This window comes from Micromonospora musae (assembly GCF_003626545.1).
GTDB classification, from domain to species: domain Bacteria; phylum Actinomycetota; class Actinomycetes; order Mycobacteriales; family Micromonosporaceae; genus Micromonospora; species Micromonospora musae.
In genome coordinates this window covers 522,413-546,143 of the sequence record NZ_RAZS01000003.1, presented here as the reverse complement: position 1 = coordinate 546,143, position 23,731 = coordinate 522,413, and the positions used below count along the sequence as shown (strand labels likewise).

General features: G+C 71.4%; 18 protein-coding genes. 4 read left to right on the top strand and 14 right to left on the bottom strand.

All coding sequences use genetic code 11. The annotated features are described in order from the left end of the window. Position 1: 1 nt before the first annotated feature. The 6 genes from D7147_RS10580 to D7147_RS10555 form a co-directional block, all read right to left on the bottom strand. Entirely contained in the window at positions 2-1,678 is a 1,677-nt protein-coding gene (locus D7147_RS10580) for an ABC transporter substrate-binding protein (protein WP_120676200.1), read from the bottom strand. Between the two features lie 131 nt (positions 1,679-1,809). Further along, positions 1,810-3,315 carry a pyridoxal phosphate-dependent decarboxylase family protein gene (locus D7147_RS10575; protein ID WP_120676198.1) on the bottom strand — a complete coding sequence of 502 codons (1,506 nt, stop codon included), beginning with the start codon at positions 3,313-3,315 and terminating at the stop codon, positions 1,810-1,812. A gap of 78 nt (positions 3,316-3,393) precedes the next feature. Continuing rightward, complete coding sequence (locus tag D7147_RS10570; RefSeq protein ID WP_120676196.1) at positions 3,394-4,131, bottom strand: cupin domain-containing protein; 738 nt, start codon at positions 4,129-4,131, stop codon at positions 3,394-3,396. A gap of 20 nt (positions 4,132-4,151) precedes the next feature. Beyond that, a complete protein-coding gene (locus D7147_RS10565) occupies positions 4,152-4,946 on the bottom strand; it encodes an ABC transporter ATP-binding protein (RefSeq protein WP_120676194.1) in 795 nt (264 codons plus the stop codon). A 7-nt stretch (positions 4,947-4,953) separates the two neighbouring features. Beyond that, entirely contained in the window at positions 4,954-5,958 is a 1,005-nt protein-coding gene (locus D7147_RS10560; protein ID WP_120676192.1) for an ABC transporter substrate-binding protein, read from the bottom strand. Between the two features lie 47 nt (positions 5,959-6,005). Continuing rightward, complete coding sequence (locus D7147_RS10555; protein ID WP_120676757.1) at positions 6,006-6,926, bottom strand: ABC transporter permease; 921 nt, start codon at positions 6,924-6,926, stop codon at positions 6,006-6,008. Between the two features lie 300 nt (positions 6,927-7,226). Between D7147_RS10555 and D7147_RS10550 the strand changes: the two genes are divergently transcribed. Together D7147_RS10550 and D7147_RS10545 are read left to right on the top strand one after the other, a co-directional pair. Continuing rightward, positions 7,227-10,685 carry a ThuA domain-containing protein gene (locus D7147_RS10550; protein ID WP_120676190.1) on the top strand — a complete coding sequence of 1,153 codons (3,459 nt, stop codon included), beginning with the start codon at positions 7,227-7,229 and terminating at the stop codon, positions 10,683-10,685. 148 nt (positions 10,686-10,833) lie between these two features. Then, positions 10,834-12,024: a sugar phosphate isomerase/epimerase family protein gene (locus D7147_RS10545; protein WP_120676755.1), complete on the top strand. Its 1,191-nt coding sequence runs from the start codon at positions 10,834-10,836 to the stop codon at positions 12,022-12,024. A gap of 60 nt (positions 12,025-12,084) precedes the next feature. Here the strand turns inward: D7147_RS10545 and D7147_RS10540 are convergent, their stop codons facing one another. Continuing rightward, complete coding sequence (locus D7147_RS10540) at positions 12,085-13,365, bottom strand: L-lactate MFS transporter (protein WP_120676188.1); 1,281 nt, start codon at positions 13,363-13,365, stop codon at positions 12,085-12,087. A 452-nt stretch (positions 13,366-13,817) separates the two neighbouring features. Here D7147_RS10540 and D7147_RS10535 point away from each other — a divergent pair, with 452 nt between their 5' ends. Then, positions 13,818-14,858, top strand: a complete 1,041-nt coding sequence (locus tag D7147_RS10535) for a sodium:calcium antiporter (RefSeq protein ID WP_120676186.1) — start codon at positions 13,818-13,820, stop codon at positions 14,856-14,858. Positions 14,859-14,933: 75 nt separating this feature from the next. Here D7147_RS10535 and D7147_RS10530 read toward each other — a convergent pair whose 3' ends face one another. Beyond that, the gene (locus D7147_RS10530) at positions 14,934-16,172 is read right to left on the bottom strand and encodes a cytochrome P450 (protein WP_120676184.1); all 1,239 of its coding nucleotides are present in this window, start codon (positions 16,170-16,172) and stop codon (positions 14,934-14,936) included. A 217-nt stretch (positions 16,173-16,389) separates the two neighbouring features. On the opposite strand from D7147_RS10530, the gene D7147_RS10525 reads away from it, so the two are divergent. Further along, positions 16,390-16,896 carry a VOC family protein gene (locus D7147_RS10525; protein ID WP_120676182.1) on the top strand — a complete coding sequence of 169 codons (507 nt, stop codon included), beginning with the start codon at positions 16,390-16,392 and terminating at the stop codon, positions 16,894-16,896. Between the two features lie 76 nt (positions 16,897-16,972). Here the strand turns inward: D7147_RS10525 and D7147_RS10520 are convergent, their stop codons facing one another. The 6 genes from D7147_RS10520 to D7147_RS10495 all read right to left on the bottom strand — a co-directional run bounded on the left by D7147_RS10520 (position 16,973) and on the right by D7147_RS10495 (position 23,184). Continuing rightward, positions 16,973-17,488: a hypothetical protein gene (locus tag D7147_RS10520; protein ID WP_120676180.1), complete on the bottom strand. Its 516-nt coding sequence runs from the start codon at positions 17,486-17,488 to the stop codon at positions 16,973-16,975. A gap of 125 nt (positions 17,489-17,613) precedes the next feature. After that, positions 17,614-18,333, bottom strand: a complete 720-nt coding sequence (locus D7147_RS10515) for a hypothetical protein (protein ID WP_120676178.1) — start codon at positions 18,331-18,333, stop codon at positions 17,614-17,616. After that, on the bottom strand, positions 18,326-18,901 hold the full coding sequence (locus tag D7147_RS10510; RefSeq protein WP_233563073.1) for an RNA polymerase sigma factor: 576 nt from the start codon (positions 18,899-18,901) through the stop codon (positions 18,326-18,328). The genes D7147_RS10515 and D7147_RS10510 overlap by 8 nt, the downstream gene beginning before the upstream one ends. 172 nt (positions 18,902-19,073) lie before the next feature. Beyond that, a complete protein-coding gene (locus D7147_RS10505; protein ID WP_120676176.1) occupies positions 19,074-20,648 on the bottom strand; it encodes an alkaline phosphatase D family protein in 1,575 nt (524 codons plus the stop codon). A gap of 224 nt (positions 20,649-20,872) precedes the next feature. Next, positions 20,873-21,952 carry an NYN domain-containing protein gene (locus D7147_RS10500; protein WP_120676174.1) on the bottom strand — a complete coding sequence of 360 codons (1,080 nt, stop codon included), beginning with the start codon at positions 21,950-21,952 and terminating at the stop codon, positions 20,873-20,875. Positions 21,953-22,056: 104 nt separating this feature from the next. Further along, complete coding sequence (locus D7147_RS10495; RefSeq protein ID WP_158609337.1) at positions 22,057-23,184, bottom strand: low temperature requirement protein A; 1,128 nt, start codon at positions 23,182-23,184, stop codon at positions 22,057-22,059. Between the last annotated feature and the right edge of the window lie 547 nt (positions 23,185-23,731).

Genomic DNA, 23,731 nt, shown 5'->3' with positions numbered 1-23,731 from the left:
CCTACTTGGTGAATCCGGCGAAGGCCGCGCGGATCACGCCGTCGGGGAAGACCTGCAGTCCCTGGATCTTGTTGGAGAAGGCGGTGAGGTTGCGCTGCCGGTACATGTAGATGAGCGCGTCGTCCTGCTGGAGGAGCGTCACCGCCTGCCCGTACAGCTTCTTGCGCTCCTCGATGTCGCTGGCCTGGCGGGCCTGGGTCAGCAGGCCGTCGAGCTGGGGGTTGCTGTAGCCGGCGACGTTCTGGCTGGCCCGGGTGCCGACGAAGTTGGTGATGTTGGCGTCCGGGTCGATGCGTCCGCTCCAACCCAGCTGCAGCAGCTCGAAGTTGCCGCGGTCCTGCTCGTCGAGGAGGGAGGAGTACTCCACCGGGTTGATCTTCAGGTCGAAGCCGCCCTCCTTGACCATCGACTGCAGGGCCTGCGCGAGGCGCAGCGTGTCGGGCGTGTTCGACGCGAGCATCGTCACCGGGTACGGGGTCTGCACGCCGGCCTCGGCGAGCAGCTGCTTCGCCTTGGCGGGGTCGTGCGCGGGGCAGTTCTGCGCCTCGGGGGACGAGAACGGGCTCGCGGGCGAGATGGGTGAGCAGGCTTCGGCGTGGATGCCGTTGAAGACCGCCTGTACCAGCGCCTTCCGGTCCAGCGCGTGCTCGAACGCCTGCCGGACCTTCGCGTTCTGCGCGATGGGCCGGTTGATGGGCTTGGGCGCGGTGCCGAGGCCGTCGACGTTGCCGATGTTGAAGGTGAGTCCCTGGTAGCCGAGGGACTGGGACTGCAGCACGGTCAGCGAGGACTCTCCCTGCAGCGCCGCGACGTCCTGGGTGGAGACGCTGTCGGCGACCTGGGCGTCACCGGAGCGCAGGTTGGCGGCGCGGATGCTCGCGTCGCTGAGGATGCGCCACGTGATGCCGTCGAGGTGGACCTTCGCGGCGTCGTAGAAGTTCGGGTCCCGCACGACCTCGATGGAGTTCTGGGGCACCCGCTTGCCGAACTTGAAGGGGCCGACGCAGACCGGCGCGGAGGCGAAGTCGTCGCCGAGGCTCTGCAGCGCCTTCGGGCTCATGATCATGCCGGCGCGGTCGGCGAGCGCGCCGACCAGGGGCGCGAACGGCTGCGCCAGGCGGATGACCACGGTGTGGGCGTCCGGGGTGTCGACGGCCTCGATCGGGCCGAGTTCGCTCTTGCGGGCCGAGCGGGCGTTGCTCAGGTGCCGCTCGATGGTGGCCTTCACGGCCGCGGCGTCGAGCTGCGTGCCGTCCGCGAAGCGCACGTTCTCGCGCAGCGGGATGGTCACGCTCTTCCCGTCGCTGCTGGTGGTGGGCAGAGCGGTGGCGAGCTGGGGTACGACCTGGGCCTTCTCGTCCACGTCGTAGAGCTTCTGGCACATGGCCTGGAAGACGTAGCGGGAGTAGAGGCTGCGCGACAGGGTCGGGTCGAGCGCGTCCGGCTCTGCCGAGAGGGCGATGACCAGGTTGCCGCCGTCGCGCACTGCGTTGGGGTCCGCCGGTGAGCCGAAGGAGTCCTGGCCGGCGGATTGGTTCGCGTCCGAGCCCGGGTCGCCTCCACTCTCCGACACCGGCGAGCAGGCCGCGACGGTGCACGCCACGAGGACCGCCGCCAGTGCGGCCCGGAGTGGACGGAGCCTGGGCAGGCTCGGTTCGCGGAAGGGGAGGTTCGTCATTTGAGAGCTCCTCACGTGGGCGATTCGGGGAGCGTATGTTGTATACGAAGTCCGCGCAAGACCTTCCTCGATGGCTGTCCGACCACTGAGCGTGCCCGGCGAATCCGCACCAAAACGGGTGGTCGGCCGGCTCACTCCTCGGCGTCGAGCACCTGTCTCGCGGCCCGCCGGACGTCGTCGAGCAGGATCTCCATGTCCCGACGGGTCGTCCGGTAGTTCAGCACGCAGCCACGCAGCGCGAAGCGGCCGGCGACGGAGGCGTTGGAGAGGTAGGAGCTGCCGCCCTGTTGCAGCGCGACCATGATCCGCTCGTTGAGGCGGTCCAGTCGCTGCTCGTCCGCATCGGACCGTGGCTCGTCCCGCATCGTTCGCGGCAGGTAGCGGAAGCAGACGATGGAGAGCCCGACCGGGGCCAGCAGCTCGAACTCGTCGCTCGCGTCGACGAGTTCGCCCAGGTGGCGAGCGCAGTCGAGGTTGCCCTCGATCGCCTCGCCGAGCGCCCGCGACCCGGCGTGGGCCAGCAGCATCCAGACCTTGAGCGCCCGGAACCGCCGCGACAGGTCGGGGCCGTAGTCCCAGAACGCGAAGGCCTCGGCCGGCTCGGTCTGGGTGACCCGGGTGTAGTCGGCGTCCAGCCGGAAGGCGGCCCGCGCGGCCTCGGGATCACGGTAGATGAGACAGCCGCAGTCGGCGGGCAGGTAGAGCCACTTGTGCGGGTCGAGGGCTATCGAGTCGGCCTCCGCCAGGCCGTCGAAGAGCGGACGGGCCGACGGGGCCAGCCGGGCGAATCCGCCGTAGGCGGCGTCGACGTGCATCCAGAGCCCGTACCGGCGGGCGACGGCCGCGACCTCACGCAGCGGGTCGACGGCGCCGGTGACGACGGTGCCCGCGTTCGCCACCACGCAGAACGGCTCCAGGCCCGCCGCCCGGTCCTGCTCGACGGCCTCGACGAGCGCGTCGACGTCCATCCGGAAGCCGGCGTCGACCGGGATCTCCCGCACGTTGGCGCGCCCGATGCCGAGCAGCGCCGCCGCCTTGTGCACCGAGTGGTGGGTCTCGGTGGAGGCGTAGACGCGTAGCGGCGCGGGGTGCGCGCCCGCGCCGTGGATGGCGACCGCGTCGCCGCAGTGCCGGTGCCGGGCGGCGGCGAGCGCCGTGAGGTTGGCCATCGACCCACCGCTGGTGAAGAGTCCACCGGCGCCCGGGTCACAGCCGAGCGCCTCCCCGATCCAGCCGATCGTGACGTGTTCCAGCTCGGTGGGGGCCGGCGCCGAGCGCCACGCGGGCAGGTTCGCGTTCAAGGTCGACGCGAGCAGGTCCGCGACGGCGGCGACCGCGGTGCCCGGCGCCGACACGTAGCCGAAGAAGCGCGGATGACCGTTGTGCCGGCTGCCCGGCACGATCACGTCGCGGAAGACGTCGAGCAGCTCGGCGAAGTCTCGGCCGTCGACCGGCAGCGGCTCGGCCAGCCGCCGGTTGAGTTCGGCGGCGGAGACCCGGGGCGCGATGGGCAGGTCGCGGATCGACTCGTGGTAGGCGGCGGCCCACTCCACCGCCGCCGTGCCCATCTCGCGGATCCGGGCAGCGGAGGGATCCAGCGCGGAGTCGGCCCGGGGTTCACCATGAGTGGCGCTCATGATCGGCACAGTAGCGGCCCGGTCGGACAGTCGCCGCGCACCGGCTCGACCGGCGCGGGCGGGTCGGGTCGGCGCGGGTCAGCCCGCCGGGTAGGTGTCGAGCAGCCCGCACATGCCGTGTCGGCCCCGCTCGTGCGGCCCGGCGAACTCATGGACCGCCGCGTCGGCCAGGTGCGGCGCCTCGCCGCGGGCCAGCGCGTCGAGCTGCCGGCCGGTCCCGGTGGCCGTGCCCAGCGCGCCCCGCAACCACCGCTCCCGCCAGGTGTCGACGAAGGGTCGCACCAGGCGGACGGCGGCGGAGTGGAACTCGCGCAGCGGAGCGAGGTCGCCGCTGCTCGCGGCCGCGCGTAGTCGGTGGAATCCGCGTACGGCGAGATCACGGCGGGCGTGCGCCGCGGCCAGGTCGGTGCCGGGTGCTCCCCCGCCGGGCAGCGCGGTGGCCGCCGCGTAGCCGGCCGGGTCGGTGAGGTGCTCCGGTGGAAGGGTCAGCACCGCGTCCCCCGCCTCCGGCAGGCCACTGTTCTGCATGAGGACCACGATCTGCAGGTTGCCGTGGTTGACGAGCCGGTGGATGGTGCCCGGGTCGAACCAGACGACCGCGCCGGGGCGCAGCGGGGTCTCACGGTACCCGTCGAGGGTGAGGGTCTGCACCAGCCCGGCGCCGGCCACCACCACGTACGCCTCGGCGCAGCAGAGGTGCAGGTGCGGTGTGCCGCCGATCTCGCCGTCGGGCGCGACGGTGTCGTAGACGCAGAGTCGGGACACGCCGACCCCGCCGGGCAGGGGTGCGGACGGCGCGGCGCGGTGACCGGTCATCGGCTCGCCTTTCGGATCGGTCAGTGGTTGGCGCCCGCGCCGAGCAGTCCGCGGATCTGCGTGGCGAGGCGGTCGAACCGCTCGTCCGACATGACCTGCGCGTAGTCACGCTCCGGTGGGATGTCGACCGGGAAGGTGCGGACGATCCGGCCCGGCCGGGGGCTCATCACCTCGACGCGGGTGCCGAGGAAGACCGCCTCGGCGATGGAGTGGGTGACCAGCAGGACGGTGGTGCCCGTGTCGCGCCAGATGCGGTTCAGCTCGGTGTTGAGCTGTTCGCGGGTCAACGCGTCGAGCGCGCCGAACGGCTCGTCCATGAGCAGCACGGGCGGCTGGTGCAGCAGGGCGCGGCAGAGCGCCACCCGTTGCTGCATGCCGCCCGAGAGCTCGTGCGGCAGTGCCTTCTCGAAGCCGGTCAGGCCGGTGAGCTCGATCAGCTCGTCGGCCCGGCGGGCGGCCGCCGACCGGTCCAGGCCGCGCATCTCGGCCTGGAGCAGGATGTTCTTGCGTACGCTGCGCCACTCGAGCAGGGCCGGTCGCTGGAACACGAAGCCGATGTCCTGCTGGGGGCGGCGGACGGCCCGGCCGAGCAGGCTGACGGCGCCGCCGGTGGGTGGCACCAGCCCGGCGACGACCTTGAGCAGGGTGGACTTCCCGCAGCCGGAGGGGCCGACGATGGTGACGAATTCGCCGGGCTCGGCCCGCAGGCTGACGTTCGTCACGGCGGTGGTCCGGGACCGCTTGGACTCGAACCGGACCGTCAGGTCGGTGATGTCGACGGCGGCGTCGATGAGCGTCGGGGTGGCGGTGGACATGCCGGCGTCACCCCTGCTCACCGTAGGAGCCGTCCCAGTACGTCGACGGGTCGCCCGCGTTCTCGAGCCCCGCGTACCGGCTCATCAGGCCGATGGTCTCGCTCCACTTCGCCTCCGCGTTGACCCCGGGCGCGCCGCCGGCGTCGAGGTCGAGCAGCGGCACGGCGAGCGTCAGCTGCTCGACGAGCACCGGCTTGTCGGGCTCGTTCTCGGCCAGCTCCGCCATGGCGTCGGTGGCGCCGGGGACGTCCTTGGCGGCCTCGGCCCAGGAGCGCTGGGTGGCGCGGGTGAAGGCCCGGACGAGGTCCGGGTCCTCGCTCAGGGTCTGCTCGTGCACGACGAGCCCGGTGCCGAGCATGTTCATTCCCCAGTCGGCGTAGAGCAGGTAGTCGACGTCCTTGCCGGTGCGCGCCTCGATGGTGGGCGCCTGGTCGTGGAAGAAGCCCTGGATCGCGTCGACGCGACCCTCGGCGAGCGCGGCGATCTTGCCGGCGGCGTCGAGGTTGACCACCTTGACGTCCGACTCGGCCAGGCCGTTGGCCTTGAGCCAGGCGGGGAAGGTCGCGTAGATGGCGTCGCCCGGTGTGCCGCCCACCGTCTTGCCCTTGAGGTCGGCGGGCGACTTGATGCCCTTGTCGGCGAGGAACTCGATCGACGCGGGGCCCTTCTGCAGGAAGACCCCGACGCTCTTGACCTTCATGCCGCTGGCGATCCCCTTGAGCAGCGGCGGGGTGTCCGCCCACCCGAAGTCGGTCTGCTCCTGCGCCACCGCCTGGATGGTCTTGCCGGAGCCGCCGCCGGCGCTGATGGTGAGCTCGATGCCCTCGGCGTCGTAGTAGCCCTTCTGCAGTCCGTAGTAGAAGGGGGCGTGCTCGCCGTAGGGCACCCAGTTGAGGGTCAGGGTCACCTTCTTCTTGCCGTCGGCGGTCGTCGGTCGCTCGCCGTCGTTGCCACACGCGGCGACCGATCCCAGCAGCAGGAGCGCGACGGCCGTGGTTGCGAGACGTCTCATGGGTGTTGCCTCCTGGAGCATCCGGCGGGGGCGGGTGGGTACGCGGTTCAGGACGTGGCGAGCGGAACGCCGCCGCGTCGGCTGGCGTGCCACGGAATGAGCAGCGCCTCGGCGATCTCGACGACGGCGAAGAGCACGATGCCGATCAGCGACATCAGGAACAGGTCGGCGAAGAGCAGCGCGGCGTCCAGGTTGCCGTTCGCCACCAGCAGCACGTAGCCGAGGCCCTCCTCGCCGCCGACGAACTCCCCGACGACCGCGCCGACGACGGCGAGGGTCACGGCGACCTTGAGCCCGGACATCAGGTGCGGCAACGCATTGGGGAACCGGATCTTGCGGAACGTCTTCCACGGCCCGGCGCCCATCGTGGCGGAGAGGTCGAGCAGCTCCGGGTCGGTGGAGCGCAGCCCGGCCACACCGGAGATGACGACCGGGAAGAACGCGATGAGCACGGCCAGCACGATCTTCGGCGTGAGCCCCACCCCGAACCACGCGACGAGCAGCGGCGCGATCGCGATCTTCGGAATGACCTGTGCGAAGAGGACGACCGGGTAGACGGCCTTCTCCATGGTGCGGGAGTAGACGATCAAGATGGCGGTGCCGAGACCGAGCAGCGCGGCGAGGACGAAGCCGAGGACGGTCTCGTACAAGGTCACGTAGGTGTTGCGCATCAGGAACGACCAGTCCTCGGTCATGGTCTCCCAGACCTGGCCGGGGGTGGGCACCAGGTAGTTCGGCATGTACTCGCGCTCGGCGACGAACCACCAGCCGGCGAAGAGCGCGGCGAGCAGCAGCGCGGGTCGCCAGAGCGCGTCGAGCAGGCGCGCCAGCCGGGTGCCGAGGCCCGCAACGGGCCGCGAGCCGTCGCCGGCCGATGAGCCGCCGGTCGGGAGCGCCGCCGCCGGTGCGGCCCCGGGCTGATCGTCCGTGACCGGGTCGGCGCTGCGGTCGGCCGCTCGCTGTGGCACGGGCACTCCTGCTCGATGTCGGACGACAGCGGGGGGCGGTCCTGCGGGCGGCCCGTCTGACGTCGCGGAAAGGGCTTTCCCGAGTTGATTCACTCGACCGTAACGACACCCGGCAGCTCCGTCAACGGCTCCCCGACTCCTTGGGGCTAAGACCGATGCCAATGCGTACGCGATTCGAGCACGTCCGGCACCTCGCCGAGACAGGCCTGCGTGCGCATTGACCGATCGGAATGAGTCTTCTAGTGTTGTACACCGGCTGGAAAGCGCTTTCCGACTCCCGTCCCGTTTAGGAGCGCGTGCATGAGACGCCAACGCCAGCTGGTCCTCGCCCTGCTCACGGCCGTCACCCTGCTGGTGACGAGCGCCGTGACCAGCACCGCGAACGCGGCAGCCACCACCGGCGCCTCGTTCCGCGTACTGGTCTTCTCCAAGGCCACGGACCAGCGCCACGACTCGATCCCCGCCGGCATCGCCGCCATCCGCAAGCTCGGCGCACGACATGGCTTCGCGGTCGAGGCGACCGACGACGCCGCCGCCCTCACCGACGCCAACCTGGCGCGGTTCGACACCCTGGTCTTCAACAACACCAGCTCCACACCGGACTCCGGCGACCTGCTCGACGCCGACCAGCGGGCCGCGTTGCAGCGGTACGTCCGCGGCGGCGGCGGCTGGGTCGGCCTGCACGCCGCGTCGGCGGGCGAACGCGACTGGGACTGGTACGGGGGCCTGGTGGGGGCCGTCTTCGACAACCATCCGGACTTCTCCGCCACCGGCGGCACCTTCCCCGGCCGGATCAAGGTGCTCGACCATGCCCACCCCTCCACCAGGGATCTGCCGGAGCTCTGGGAGCGCAGCGAGGAGTGGTACAACTGGCGGACCAACCCGACGGGCCAGGTGCACACCCTCGCGCAGATCAAGGTGCGCGACGGCATTCCCGGCCTCGACGAAGGGGTCGACCACCCGTACTCGTGGTGCCAGAACTACGACGGCGGCCGCTCCTGGTACACCGCCGGTGGGCACGCCTCCTCGTCCTTCGGCGAGCAGGCCTTCCTCAAGCACCTGCTCGGTGGCATCCGCTGGGCGGCCGGCGCCGTCCATGGTGACTGCGGCGCGAGCCGGACCGACAACTTCGAGCGGATCCCCCTGGTCAACCAGGACCTCTCCGACCCGTTCGAGCTCGCCGTCGCGCCGGACCGCCGGGTCTTCTACATCGAGCGCACCGGGGCCCTGAAGGTCGTCGACCAGGAGAGCCTCGCCGTCACCACGCTCATCGACTTCGCCTACACCCCGGAGCAGACCAGCCAGTCCGACGGCCTGCTCGGTCTCACGCTGGACCGCAACTTCGCCCGGACCAACTGGCTCTACCTGCTCTGGTCCGACAAGGTGGAGAAGCAGCTCAACCTGTCCCGGTTCACCGTCGACGGCGACAGCATCAGCCTCGACTCGGAGAAGCGGCTGCTCACCATCCCGACCTGGCGCGGTGAGGCCCGCGCCAACTCGCACATGGGCGGCTCGCTGACGATGGACCGGCAGGGCAACCTGTACGCGGCGATCGGCGACAACACCGACCCCTTCGAGTCCGGCGGCTTCACCCCGATCGACGAGCGGGACGGCCGCCGCGCGTTCGACGCGCAGGCCACCGCCGGCAACACCAACGACCTGCGCGGCAAGATCCTGCGGATCACGCCCCGGCCCAACGGCACGTACGCCATCCCGAAGGGCAACCTGTTCAAGCCGGGCACCCCGCGCACCCGGGCCGAGGTGTACGCGATGGGCATGCGGAACCCGTTCCGCATCACCGTCGACCCGAACAGCGGCGCGCTGCTGGTCGCCGACTACGGACCGGACGCCAGGTCGGCCAACCCGAGCCGCGGGCCCGAGGGGACCGTCGAGTACAACCGGATCACCCGGGCCGGGAACTACGGCTGGCCGTACTGCGTCGGCGACAACACGCCGTTCAACGACTACGACTTCGCCACCAGCACCTCGCGGCCGGTCTTCGACTGCGCCGCCCTGGTCAACGACTCCCCCAACAACACCGGCCTGACCCGGCTCCCGGCGGCGAAGCCGGCGCTGATCTGGTACGCCTACTCGGCCTCGGCGGAGTTCCCGGAGCTCGGCACGGGCGGCGGCGGCCCGATGAGCGGCCCGGTGTACGACTACGACCCGGCCAACCCCCGGGTGACGAAGTTCCCGCAGCACTTCGAGGAGAAGTGGTTCGTCTACGAGCTGACTCGCAAGTGGTTCAAGACGGTCTCGATCCACGAGACCTCGCAGCGCTTCCGCGACCCCCGCTTCGGCCCGACCAGGCCGGGTGACCTGCAGTCGATCAACGGCGTGCTCGGCAACATGTCGTGGATCCAGCCCTTCGACGCGGAGTTCGGTCCCGACGGCTCCCTGTACGTCATCGACTTCGGTGAGGGCAGCGGGAGCGGCCGGGGTGGCAGCAACGAGGGCGCCGGCATCTACCGCATCGACTACGTCGCGCACAGCCGGCCCCCGGTGGCCCGGCTCGCCGTCGACCAGGACAGCGGGCCCGCGCCGCTGACCGTCGCCTTCTCCAGCGAGGGCTCCGCCGGCCCGGACGGCACGGCGATCGAGTACGCGTGGGACTTCGACGGGAACGGCACTACGGACTCCACCGCCGCGAACGCGAGCCACACGTACAGCACGCCCGGTCGTTTCACCGCCCGGCTCACCGTCACCGCCACGAACGGGCAGACCGCCGTGGCGGTGCAGGAGATCACCGCCGGTAACACCCGCCCCACGGTGACGCTCAGCGTGCCGGACGGGGCGTTCTTCGAGTTCGGTGACCGGATCCCCTACACGGTGACGGTCGACGACCCGGAGGACGGCGCCGTCGACTGCTCGAAGGTGGTCGTGCAGACCCAGCTCGGGCACGACTCGCACACCCACCCGATGGACAACTACATCGGCTGCAGCGGAGTGGCCGTGACCGAGACCAACGGCGGTGACGGGCACGGGCCGGGGCAGAACCTCTACACGGTGCTCACCGCGCAGTACACCGACGGTGGTGCCGCGGGCGCGCCGGAGCTGGTCGGCTCGACGAAGGCGGAGCTGCAGATCAGGAGCAAGGAGGCCGAGCACTTCGACGGCCAGAGCGGCATCCAGGTGCTCGACCGTCCCACGGCCAGCGCCGGCAAGCGGGTCGGCGACATCGACACCGGGGAGTGGATCAACTTCGGCCCGGTCAACCTGCGCGGCATCGATTCGGTCACCCTCGGCGTCGCCTCGGGAAGCGGCGGCGGCGACGTCGAGTTCCGGGCCGACTCCCCCACCGGTGAGCTGCTCGGCCGGGCCACCATCGGCGGCACCGGCGGGTGGGACAACCTCGTCTCGCCCACGGTCGAGCTGACCGACCCGGGCCGGACGACCACCCTGCACCTGGTCTTCGTCAACCCGAACCAGACCGGGGGCACCCCCGACCTGATGGCGCTGGACTGGCTGCGTTTCAACGGCGCCGGCGTACGCGAGCAGACCGACGCCACCCTCTCGGCCACGGCTACGCCCACGGCGGGAACGGCTCCGTTGCCGGTGACGTTCAGCGGCTCCGCGTCCCCGGCCGCCGGACGCACCATCGTCGACCACGTCTGGGACTTCGGCGACAACACCCCCGTCGTGCACGCCGCCTCGGCCGACCACACGTACGCCCGGGCCGGCACCTACACCGCGCGGCTGACCGTCACCGACAGCCTCGGGGCGACGATGGCCTCGACCGTCGTCGTCACGGTGAACTGAGTGTCCGGTGGTGGCGGGACGGGCCCTCGCCCCGCCACCACCGGCCCGGCACCGCCGCGCTCCCGCTGTCCCGCCGCCCCGACCGCGCCGGCAGGCCCGCCGCCCGCCCCCGATGTCCAACTCCGCGTCCACCACCCTGGGAGAGAGCATGGACCGAACCGCCGCCCGTCCGTTTCGAACACGACTCGTACGGCCCCTGCTCGCCGCGTCGATCGCCGCGGCGCTGCTGCCGCTCGCGCCACCCGCGGCGTCCGCCGCCCAGAGCGGGCGCACGCCCGCCGTCCAGGAACAGACCGCGGACGCCTGCCCGTGGGGCTACACCTCGGCGGGCACGGTCTTCTTCGGCCGGGATCGGGCCGATTCGGGCGTGCCGAACCGTGAACTCGGTGACGGCTGCACGATCATGGACGCCGTCTGGGCCGAGGCGCCCTTCGCCAGCCACGGCACCTTCCTGCTGACCGTCACCCGGCTCACCGCCTCGGCCAGGCGGGACGGTGTCATCTCCTCGACGGAGCAGCTGCGCATCCTGCTGGCCGCCGCCCGCTCCGACGTCGGCAAGCGACAGTGGGTAACCCACACCCGCGCCGTATCCGACCGGCGGATCGGCCTGGTCCTCTACACGGTCCGCGCCACCATGCCGACCGCGCCGGAGACCACCCTGGCCGCGCTCGTCGGCTGCGGTTACCGCAACGCCGAGCCCTCCGGGGCGGTGAACAACTTCTACGGAAAGACCGCCGCGCAGCTCGCGCCGCTGGTGGCCGGGGCCGGTCTCACCGTGCCGTCCCTCGGCATCGGTCTCGGCGACCTGGAGAACAACCTCGACGGCGTCATCGCCGACGCCCGCGCGTTCGGCGCGAAGTACGTGCGGATCTCGGGTTCGGGATCGTGGGGCCTCGCCGACTACTCCCGCGTCGCGGCGACGCTCAACACCGTCGGCGCCCGGCTGAAGCAGGCGGGCATCACGGTGGCGTACCACAACCACGGGTTCGAGTTCACCGAGCAGGACGGCGTACGCGGCTACGACGTGCTGGTCCGGGAGACCGACCCGCGGCTGGTGGCGATGGAGCTGGACCTGTACTGGGCGGCCAGCGTCGGGGTGGATCCGGTGCAGCTGATCCAGCAGTACCCGGGCCGGTTCTCACTCTTCCACGTCAAGGACCTGGCCGCCGACGGCTCGTTCGCCGACGTGGGCGAGGGGACCATCGACTTCGCCCGGATCTTCGCCTACAGCGGGGTGGCCGGCGTCGAGTACTACCTGACCGAGAACGACAGCCCCCGTCCGGACGGCGTCTCGTCGGCCTGCGACAGCTACGCCAACCTGCGGGCGCTGCGCTACTGACGGCCTCGCCGGCCCGTGGGGACGCCACGGGCCGGCGGGCTGTCGACGCCTGTCGCGCCGTCAGGGGCCGGTGACCTCGCTGTGCGGTCGCGGTCCGCTGGGCGGGGTCGGCAGCTTGGTGATCGGCGGCAGGACCAGGGCCACCAGCGCGATGATCGCGATGACCGTGAACGGGAGCGTGTAGCTCTCGCCGCTCGCCTCGAACAGCCCGGAGAGGATCAGCGGGCCGACCACGCCGCCGATGCTCCACGCGATGATCATCGCGCCGTAGACGGCGCCCGCGTTCGGGGTGCCGAAGTAGTCGGCCGCCGTCGCCGGCATCGTGCCGAAGCCGCCGCCGTAGGCGAGGTAGACCAGCGCGGCGAGGACGGCGAAGACCGCGAACGCCCCCGCGTGCGGCAGGATGAAGAAGCAGATCGCCTGCAGCACCAGCATCCCGAGGAACGCCGTCATCCGGCCGATCCGGTCGGACAGCCACGCCCAGGCCACCCGGCCGGCGCCGTTGAAGAGGCCGAGGATGCCGACCATCGTCGCGGCGGTCGCGGCGGTCACCCCGGTGATCGTCTGCGCGGCGTCGGCCGCCTGCGAGATCAGCGCGATACCGCAGGTGACGTTGAGGGTCAGGATCCCGGTGAGCAGGTACCACTGCCGCGTGCGGAGCGCCTCGCCGAGGGTGTAGACCCGGGTGCCGGCCACCGCACGGCCGCCGGTCTTCGGGACGAAGCCGGGCACGTGATAGCCCGGGGGCGGGTTCCGGAAGGTGGACGCCCCGAGCAGGACGGCGATGAGGTACGCGATACCCAGTGGCAGGAACACGCTGGTCTTGTCGTCGGTGCCGCCCAGCAGCGCCTTGGCGACCGGGGCGACGATCACGGCGCCGAAGCCGAACCCGGCGACGGCGATGCCGGTGATCAGGCCCCGCCGGTCCGGGAACCACTTCGAGAGCATGGCGATCGGCGTGATGTAGACGGCGCCGAGGCCGATTCCGCCGATCACCCCGTAGGTGACCACGAGCAGCCAGAGCTGGTCGCTGGAGGAGGTGAGCGAGGCCAGGATGTTCCCGACGCCGTAGAGGACACCGCCGCCCAGCGCGACCGGTCTCGGTCCGCGCCGGTCCTGGATGCGGCCGCCGATCAGGCTGCCGATGAAGATCGTGCCGATCGCCACCGTGAACGGCAGCACCACCTGTGTCTTGCTCCAGCCGAACTGCTGCTGCAGCGGCTCGTTGAAGACGCTCCACGCGTACACCGCGCCGAGTGCGAGCTGGACGAGCACCGCGGCGGCGACGAGGCCCCAGCGGCCTTTCGTCGGTCTGGTGCTCTGCGGACTTGAGTGGGCCATGACCGCTCCCCCGTGTGTCGGCTCATGGGCCGGCGGCTTCCGCCGCCCGCGCATGTCTCCGGCTCGCGGCGCCGGTCGAATCGGCCCCTGACGAGCGCGCTGTCCGGTCGCCCCGGTGCCGGATCCGACTGGGTCCGCTCCCCGGGCCTTTGCCCGGCGGAGCAGGTCCCGCGTCTCACCACTTCGGTGACGTCGGGCAGGCGGTCGGTCGACGGCGCCACCGGTGGCGGCGGCGCGGTGCGGTCGGCCGGGCCTGCCGTCGGTCCGGGTGCGCGGACCGCGTACGGATGAACGTGAGCAATTCTGACAATAGATGATTTGTCCGCCGGGCGCAGTGTGATGACGGCGCTGGTCGCCGCCGCCCACCGCGCGAGCGCTCGCCGCAACCCGGGCGCAGCCGGACATCGGAACCATCGAGGCATCATCGCCGCGCTTCGGGGAAGAACCGGCCGGTGCCGGACCCGACCGCCCTCCCCTGGCCGCTGCCGTTCAGCGCCGCGGTGTTCCTCATCGCCGGGGCGATCACGGTCGCCGGCAGCATCCGCCTGGCCGGCCTGGGTGACGCGCTCGCCGACCGCACCGGCTGGGGCGAGGCGCTCTTCGGGGTGGTCTTCTTCGGCATCGTCACCGGCCTGTCCGGCATCATCATGACGATCGTCACCGCCGCCAGCGGCGAGGCCAGCCTCGGCTACAGCAACGCCGTCGGCGGGATCGCCGCCCAGACCACCGCCGTCGCCGTCGCCGACGCGTTCCACCGCCGCGCCAATCTGGAGCACGCGGCCGCCTCCGTGTCGAACCTGCTCTCCGGCTGCCTGCTCATCGCGCTGCTCGCCCTCGCCCTGCTGGCCAGCTACGTGCCGGAGGCGACTGTCGTGGGCGTCGACCCCATGTCCGCCGTCATCGTCGGCGTGTACGTCGGTGGGCTGGTCCTCATCCGGCGCGCCGGCGCGGCACCCATGTGGCAGGCGATCGCCACCTCCGAGACGCAGCCCGACGTCCCGCACAACGAGAACCCGCTCAACCGGCACTCACCGCGCTGGCTGTGGACCCGCTTCGCCGCCGTCGGCCTGCTCGTCGCCGCGGGCGGCTGGTTGGTCGCCCTCGCCGCCGAGAGCATCGTCAACGTCACGGGGCTCAGCTCGGGGTTCGTCGGCGGCGTCCTGATGGGCATCGTGAACGCGCTGCCGGAGACCGTCACCGCCGTGGCCGCGGTACGCCGAGGCGCGGTGACCCTGGCCATCGCCGCCGTGCTCGGCGGGAACATCCTCGACGTGCTGACCCTCGTCGCCGGCGACATCGCCTACCAGGAGGGCTCGATCTACCACAGCGCCGGCCCCGCGGAGCTGCTCGCCACCACCACCAGCCTCTTCATGACCGCGACGCTCCTCGGCGGTCTGCTCATCCGGCAGACCTGCGGGTGGGGCCGCCTGGGGTTCGAGGGAGTGATGCTCCTGGCCACCTACGTCGGGATGACCGTCCTGCTGGCCCTCTGACGGTCGACGCTCGGGCGCGCGTCGACGTCGCGCCGGCGCGGCCGGCCCGCCGACGTGCGGCGGGAGGTCACCGGTTCACCAGGTCACCGGCAGCGCGGCCGGACCCAGGATGGCGTGTCCGGCCTTCCACGGCACCTCGTCCGGCGCGACCGCGAGCCGCAGCCGGGGAAGTTCGGCCAGCAGCAACGCCACGGCGGTGCGCACCTCGAGCGCGCCCAGGTGCGCTCCGATGCAGTAGTGCGGGCCGTACCCGAAGGAGAGGTGCGGGTTCGGGTGCCGGTCGAAGTCCATCCGCTCCGGATCGGGGAAGACCTCCGGATCACGGTTCGCCGCGTCGTGCGACGGGATGACGAGGTCTCCCTCGGCCAGCCGCACGCCGCTGGGCAACCGCACGTCGGCGAGCACCCGGCGCGGCATGTCGTCGCCGTTGGCGGTGGAGTAGAGCCGCTCCAGCTCGGTGACGGCGGCGTCCACCTGCTCCGGGTGCGCAATCAGGTGCTCCCAGCCCGTCCGGCCGTCGCGGTAGGGGCGGGTGTGCAGCACGTACACGAAGGTGGCGATCGAGCTGGCGGCGGTCTCCCAGCCCCCCACCACCAGCGAGATCGGCAGCTTGATCTGGACGTCCATCGGCTGGTCGGCCGCGCCGGCGGCGATCCGGCTCATCAGGTCGCCGGCGGGGCAGGACCGGCGCTGCTCCAACTGGTCCCACAGGTAGCCGCCCATCTCGGTGGCCGACCGGGCGGCGTCCTCGCGGCTGAGGTCGCCGGATCCGAGGAACATGTCGCCCCACCGCCGGAACTGGATCCGGTCCTCGCGGGGCAGGCCGAGCAGATCGCAGATCACGTCCAGGGTGAACGGGACGGCGAAGTCCCGGACCAGGTCGGCGGGGCGTTCACCGGCGGTCAGCGTGGCCAGGTGTGCCTCGGCGCCGGCCCGCACGGCGGCGCTCAGCCGGGACACCGCGGTCGCGGTGAAGGCGTCCTTCACGGTGCCGCGGACCCGGGCGTGCTGTGGGCCGTCCATGCCGAGCATCGTCCCCGTCACGTCGACCTGGTCGTCGGGTACGGCGGCGGCGCGGGAGAAGACGTCCTGCCGGCGCAGCACCTCCCGGACGTCGGCGTACCGGCAGATCAGCAGTGCCGGGAGCGGCTCGCCGGCCACCTGGCGGACCACCGGCACCACCGGCGGGCCGGCGGCGGCGAACCGGGCGTAGTAGGGGTGCTTCTCGGGTCCCCGAGGGCGGAGGACGCCGTCGGCATCGGTGTGGAAGGGGTGACGCAGCTCGACAGCGAGTTCCGGGCCGGAGGCGTTCATTGCCGCACGATGTCACCCGAAAACACGTATGGCAATCAACCGATCACACGAAGTCACCTCCGCCGCGCAGCGATGCCCGCCGACCGAACACCTGATCAACGCGGCGGGAAATGTGCGGGTCGTTCCGAGGCATGGGTATAGGCCAGGAGCTGCTGGGTACGACCCCAGACGCGGCGAATTGCCGGCCGTGCGAACGTACCCCTGAGGAGATCCCGAAGTGACCAGCACGCCAAACCCCTCGACGGTGTCCATCGGCCTGCGGGAGGCCGCCCACGTGGGGATCGCGGTCAGCGATCTCGACCGATCGGTCGCGTTCTACCAGGCCCTTCTCGGCGTCGAACCGGTGGTCCGGGACGAGAACATGCACGGCCCCGGGTTCGCTCAGTCCCAGGGGCTGCCGACGACGAAGCTGCGTTACGCCACCTTCAACCTGGACAACCTCGGCATCGACCTGATCCAGTTCCAGGACCCGATCGGCGACCGGTCGGAGCCGGCCGCGAACCGCCCGGGCTCCATGCACCTCTGCTTCAAGGTCGACGACGTCTCCGCCGTCTACGACCGCATGCGCGACGCCGGATTCGAGTTCCTCGGCCGCCCGTACACGTTCACTGAGGGCGAGGTGTACCCGGTGGAGGCGCTCGGCACCGAGGTCGCGTACTTCAACGATCCCGACGGCACGAACCTGGAGCTCATCGCGCCGAAGGGCGGCTTCGCCCGCTCGTGACCGTCGCGCCCTGGAAACCGCCCGGCGCACCTCGTGGACGCCCCGGCCGCCGACCGGGGCGTCCACGGTGTCCGGCCTACTCCGGCGCGTACACCAGATCGACCGTGTCGGTCCGCCCGGACCAGCGGAGTTCGAGGTGCCAGCAGCCCGCCTGCGGCAGGTCGATGATCGACGGCCCCGGACCACCGGCGACCTCCCGGGAGACCCGCGTGTCGGTGCCATCCAGCGTCGCGGTGATCTCCAGGGCGGGCGAGGACGCCGGATCGGGCGACGTGCCGGCAGCACGCGAGACCCAGAGGATCTTGTTACTCGACCCGTCCTCGCGAGTCACCCGCAGCGGATGGCCGAAGAGCGCCGCGACGATGTCACCGTTCTCCCCCATGACGTGCGGCATCCGGGCGTCGCCGCTGAAGCCCGTACGGGCCCACTCGGGCAGCGGCCCGGTCTCGACCCGCGAGCCGCAGCCGGCCGCGCCGCTTCCAGCGGCTGTCGGCACCGGCGGGGAGGCGGCGCTGGTCGGCCCACCCGTCGTGGTGCACCCGGCCAGCAGGATCACCGACGCCGGTAGCAGGAACCTCTTCCACGGACCCATCTCGCCCTCCCGTCGAACGCCCGACCCGCCGGTGGCTCGGCAACTGCCCGCCACTGTCCAGACACCGGGAACGCGCCTACGGTTCCGTGGCCGAGCCCGCTTTCGACGGCGAGCGGCTGGCGCTCCTACCAGAGCGCGGAGGCGATCCCGATCGCCTCCGCCTTGGGCAGGTCGCCCTCCAACCGGTAGGTCACCCCGGCCTCCTCCCAGATCAGGGTCGACGCGGCGAGCCGAGCGGTCTGCACCCGCGTCACGCCGGTGCGGTCCACGTAGGTCAGGTCGTGCGGGCCCACGACCCAGACGGCGAACGCGCCGTCGACCCGCACCCACTCGGTCCCCGGCTCGGTGACCCGCTTCAGGTAGACCGGGTCGATCCGACCGTCGAAGGTGTCCAGACGCACCGCTCCGCCTTGGAAGACGAGCGTCGCCACCCGGCATGCGCCCGTGTTGTCGGGGTCGGCCACCAGCACCTCGTCGAGCGGGCCCAGCCCGGCCGGTACGCGCAACGGAAAGCGCACCTGACGTTGGGCCTCCGCCAGCGAGAGTGACAGCTGGGACGGCAACGGCGAAGGGGCGTCGGCGGACGGTGGCGATCCGGGCACCGTGGCGATGTCGACGCCGGCGAAGCGCAGCACCCCCGCCACGGCGTCCGCGAGCGCGGCCCGCCCCGGCGGCAGCAGCGCGACGAGCAGGACGACGAGCACGGGGGCGAGGTAGTAGCGCCACCTCCGCCACCACGGTGCGGGCGCGGCGATCCGGGCCCGCACGCGACCGGTCAGCTCCGGCGCGTCCGGGGTACGCAGCCACGGCGACAGGTCGCGCAGCTCCCTCTCCAGGTCATCCATGGCGAACCTCCTGGAGGTCGAGCATGGCGCGTAGCTTCGCGAGCGCCCGCGACGTACGAGACTTCACCGTGCCGCGCGGCCAACCGAGCGTGGTCACCGTCTCCTCCTCGTTGAGATCGAGGAAGAAGCGGCAGACGATCACCTCGCGGTCCTTCGCCGGCAGCCGGCGCAGCGCCTCCACCAGCATCGCCCGGCGCTCCGCGGCGAGCACGGCGCTCACGGCGCTGTCCCCGGTGACCTCCGAGTCGGGGTCGGCGGCCGCCGCCCGCAGGAGGAGGCCGTCGCGGCGGGTGCGGGAACGGTGCAGGTTGCGGGTCTCGTTGGCCACGATGGCCAGCAGCCACGACCGGAAGGACGCCTCTCCCCGGTAGCGGGCGAGCTTGCGGTACCCCTTCACGAACGCCTCCTGCACGACGTCCTCCGCATCGGGGCCCGCGCCGAGCAGGACCGCGGTCCGGTAGGCGGACGCGGTGTGCCGGGCGACCAGGAGTTCGTAAGCCTCCAGGTCACCGCCCTGCGCGCGCGTGACGAACTCGTCGTCGTCCAGTGGAACCTCCGGTTCGGTCACCCCCCATGACACCGCCCAGGGCGTTCAGGTTCCACTCGCACGAGAAGGAAATACGGTCGGCCGCCCTCCGCGTCCGGCCGGATCGGCCGGACGCGGAGACGACCGCGCCGGTGAGGACGGGTGTCAGAGTCCCTGGCCGGCCCGCGGCGGGCCAGGGACTCTGACACACGCTCTAGGCGGAGACGTGGGCCACGCCGGGCCGCCCGCTCTGCACGTGGACGCGGGCCCGGGTGCTGACCAGGGCGTTCGGCGCGTTGACGAAGGGCACCACCCGGTAGTCCGTGTACATCTCGCGGCGGCCGAGGTGGCAGACCTGATAGCCCCGCTGGGAGTTGTGGAATCGCATGTGCGGGTTCTCGGCGAGCCACGTCACGCCGAGCGCGTCCATGTCGGTCCCGTTGCCGCCCGAGCTGATCGACGTGCCGAGGAACTCGGTGCCGATCGTGCGCGAGCGCGGTTCGGAGAAGTCCAGCTTGAGGTCGGCGGCCACGCTCCGATGGGCGTCGCCGGTGATGATGATGAAGTTCTCGACGTGGCGGCGGGCCACGCCGTCGAAGAGCCGCTGACGCGCGGCGGCGTACCCGTCCCAGGTGTCCATGCCGAACGTCTCGGGCTCGCCGTCGGTGTGGTCGGCCTCCATGGCGAAGATCTGGTTGCCGAGCACGTTCCAGCGGGCGGTGGAGGCCCCCAGCCCGGCCAGCAGCCACGCCTCCTGCTTCGCGCCGAGCATCTGCCGCTTCGGGTCCCAGCGCAGCGACTGGTCGGTGAGCTGCTGGTCGCGGAACCGGCGGGTGTCGAGCACGTCGAGCTGCAGCAGGTCGCCGAAGCGCAGCCGCCGGTAGACCTGCATCTCCGGGCCGCGCGGCATCGACGCGGCGCGCAGCGGCAGGTTCTCGTAGTACGCCTGGTAGGCGGCGGCCCGGCGGAGCCGGAACACGGCCGGGTCCTGGTCGGGCTCGGTGTCGGGCTGCGAATGGTCACCGGCCCAGTTGTTCTCGACGTCGTGGTCGTCGGGGGCGACCACCCAGGGCGCGGCGGCGTGCGCCGCCTGGAGCGCGGGGTCGAGCTTGTACTGCGCGTACCGGATCCGGTAGTCCGTCAGGGAGAACGTCTCCGTCGCCGGGAGGTGCGCGCGACCGATGGTGCCGGCTCCCCCGCCCTCGTAGATGTAGTCGCCGAGGTGCACCACGAGGTCGAGGTCCTCGCGGGCCATGTGCTCGTACGCAGTGAAGTAACCGTCGGTGTAGGCCTGGCAGCTCGCGTAGGCGAACGTCAACGACTGCAGGGCGGCGCCGGGGCGCGGCGCGGTGCGGGTCCGGCCCACCGGGCTGACCTGGTCCGCGACGCGGAACCGGTACCAGTAGACGCGGTCCGGTCGCAGGCCGTGCACCTCGGCGTGCACCGAGTGCGCCCAGTCGGGAGTCGCGCGGTGCACGCCACGGCGCACGACGTGGCGGAACCGCTCGTCCTCCGCCACCTCCCACCGCACGTTCACAACGCGGTGAGGCATGCCGCCGAGCCCGTCGCCCGCCAGCGGGTCGGGCGCCAGGCGGGTCCAGAGCACGACTCCGTCGGGGGTCGGGTCGCCGGACGCGACACCGAGGGTGAACGCGTAGCCGGGCAGGGTGATCCGGTCGTTCGAGGCGGCGGACGTCGCCGACGCCGGGTCGGCGGCGAAGATCGCCGCACCGGCGGCGACACCGCCGAGGGCGAGGAAGCGGCGGCGCGGCAGCGGGGAGTGCGTCATGTGGAGGGTCGCCTTCCGGGCAGGGGTCCTTGCGCCCCTCATCCCAGCCGTCAGACGTGACACCCACCGGAACGAGCCGTGAACAGAGTCGGCGGCGCCGCAGCGACTGGGCGAAGTCGATCCTTCTTTCCCGGCCGTGGGCGTGCCGCGCCGAAGCCGCTCAGCCCCGGCGTCGAGTGTGGACTCTCACCGCCGCGACGGCGCCCGTGGACGCGTCGCGCCGGTCACGGCGCCTGCGGGGTGAGCAGATAGTCGTCGGCGTCGGGATTCCACCGCAGCTGAACGGCGCCGGCAGTGGCGGCCGCCTTGCAGAACTGCAGGAAGCTGCGGTAGCCGAGCTTCTTCTCGCTGAAGTCGGGCCGGGCCCGGCGGAGCTGGTCCTTCAGGCCGGAGAGTGCCACCGCACCGCCCTCGCCCGCCACGTCGGCGACCACGGTTCGGAGCAGCCCGAACGCCGACTCCCGGTCGCCGTGCTCGGGCAGGGACACCTCGGGGTCACCCTTCGCGGGGCCCTCGGCCAACTCGACGACGTTGTGCTCGGCGAGGTGCCGCAGAAGCTCCCCGAAGGTGCGGAACCCGTAGTCGGACTCGGTGAAGGTGGGATCCTTGCGCAGCAGGGTCCGCTTCAGCCGGGAGGCGGTCACCTCTCCGCCGGAGCTGCCCTGCAGGCCCGCGACCGTCTGCGCCACGAGCGCGGCGAGCGCCTCGACGTCACGTACGGGTTCCTCGACGGCGGGCTGGGACTCGTTCTCCTGCACGGCCTGCTGGGGCCCCTGACTCGGCAGGGGGGCGGCGGGACGGGTACGGCGGGACCGGGCGGGCGGGACCTCCACGCCCTCGAGGCGGTCGTAGAAGAGGAACTCGTCGCAGGCGGGGGGCAGCAGCGCCGAGGTGGACTTCTCGACCCCGACGCCGACGACCCGCTTGTTGAGTTCGCGGAGCTTGTGGACCAGCGGCGTGAAGTCGCTGTCGCCGGTGCAGATCACGAAGGTCGAGATGTAGTCCCGCTCGAAGGCCAGCTCCACGGCGTCGACCGCCATCTTGATGTCGGCCGCGTTCTTGCGGGAGGCCCCCATCCGCTGGGGTATCTCGATGAGTTCGACGTGGCTGCGGGTGAGCATCCGCCGGTCCTCGTCGAAGTACGACCAGTCGGCGTACGCCCGGCGTACCACCACGCGTCCCCGCTCGGCGAGGGCGTCGGCGATGGGACGGAAGTCGAAGGCCGTCCCGCCGAGGTGGTCACGGAACCCCAGGGCGAGGTTCTCGTAGTCGAGGAAAAGGGCAATCCGGTCTTCTTGCTCCACGGAGGCAGCTTAGCGCCGAATCATTGAACGTTGATGGCCGAGGGTCAGCGATTGCAGGCGGATCATCCGGACCCGGGGGCCTGTCACGCGGGGTCCGGGTCCCGCTACGGCCGTCTGTCCCGTGGTGCGGCTGGCGGGTGCTTCCGCGCGTCCCGCGCATCGGAGAGGACGATGGCGGCGAGGACCGCGGCGACGGCGACAGCGGCCAGCAGCGGTGGGGCGAACAGCAGCGGCGCCGCCAGCCCGAGCAGGATGAGCAGGGCGATCGGTCGGTCTGGCGAAACCCGACCGAAGACCGTGTGTTCCAGGAGGGCCCGTCCCACGATGAACAGCGCGGGTCCGCCGACGAGGACGGCGACCCACGCCGGGTCGCTGCGACCGAGCGGTTGGGTGATGACGAGTTCGTCGCCGACCGCGGTGACGACCACGCCGGCCACCATTGTCAGGTGGGCGAGCGCCATGGGGCGGGCCAGCCGTATCGGATCGGCCGCGACGTCGATGGCTTCGGCAAGCAGTTCTCCGGCGCGGAAGACGTAGATCCTCCAGAGGAGCACGGTGGTGAGGACCGAGGCAGCGAAGGCGCCGGTGCGATCGGCGGTGTAGTCCGTCCGGGTGAAGGTGAGCCCCGTGACGAGGATCAGTTCGCCGAGGGCGATGATGAAGAGTTGGCGGTGCCGCTCCGCCATATGCTCGGCGGCGACGGGCCACTCGGGTGCGGTTATCCGCCCGAGCGGTGGGGTGGGAAACCGGAGGGTGAACCCGGCGTAGTTGATCGCCGCGCCGAGGGTCCAGAGCACGGCGCGTGCGGCATCGCCGGTGACACTGCCCACGATCCAGAGCACGCCGGTGCCGGTGGACCAGATCAGGAGTCGCCAGCCGGTGCGTCTTTCCGGTTGGGGCAGGGCGACGGCGAAGAAGAGCGCCATCGCGATCTGGAGTACGGCGTAAACGCTCGCGAATACAACGCTGCGCCCGTCGAAGGCGTCGGCCAGAACGGCTGCCATCGCGATACTGGCGATCATGGTGCCCAGGACCACCGCCTGGACCGTGGGGCGGCGAGGGTCCAACCGGTTCGTCAGCCACGCCGTAAGGCTCCAGACCCACCACATCGAGAGGAGCAGCACGAGGGTCTGGTACGCCCCCGTCCAGGTCAGCTCCGAGATCAGCTTTCGGGAGAGCTGGGTGAAGGCGAAGACGAACGCCAGGTCGAAGAAGAGCTCAAGGAGCCCCACCGGCTGCCGTTCCCGGGGCGCCCTGAGTAGGCCGCCTGGCTGTTCGTCCCCCATCACCTGCGTCCTACCGTTCTGGACTCCGCGCCGCGGTCGGATCTCGGCAAACCACCCGAACGGATGGAGCCGCATGTGCACTGGTTGACGAGTCGCCTCGCAGCGTCGGGGATGCCGTGCCAGCACGCCTCCCGAATCTGCTCCGACCGAAGCCGAACGACGAACGCGGTTTCCCGCAGGTCGGCTTCCTGTCAATTCCGTTCACTTCCGCAGCTACGGTCCATTCGTTTTCCGGCACAAATCCCGTTGCGCCGCGAAATCGGCGCCGCGCGAATCCCAGCGACGACAATCCGGCCGCACGACATCCACCTGCGGCACCGCTAGCAGCGACTACATGCGGCAGCCATCGATGCGACGATGCGTCGTCGGAGATTTGACATCCGACACGATCGCCCCGGCATGGCTCACTGAATTGGATGATCGGACGACACGCGTCGCCTTTCAGGCCGCCCGGATCCCCTGTTCGTGTCGCTCGGTCAATTTAGTTTCGTCT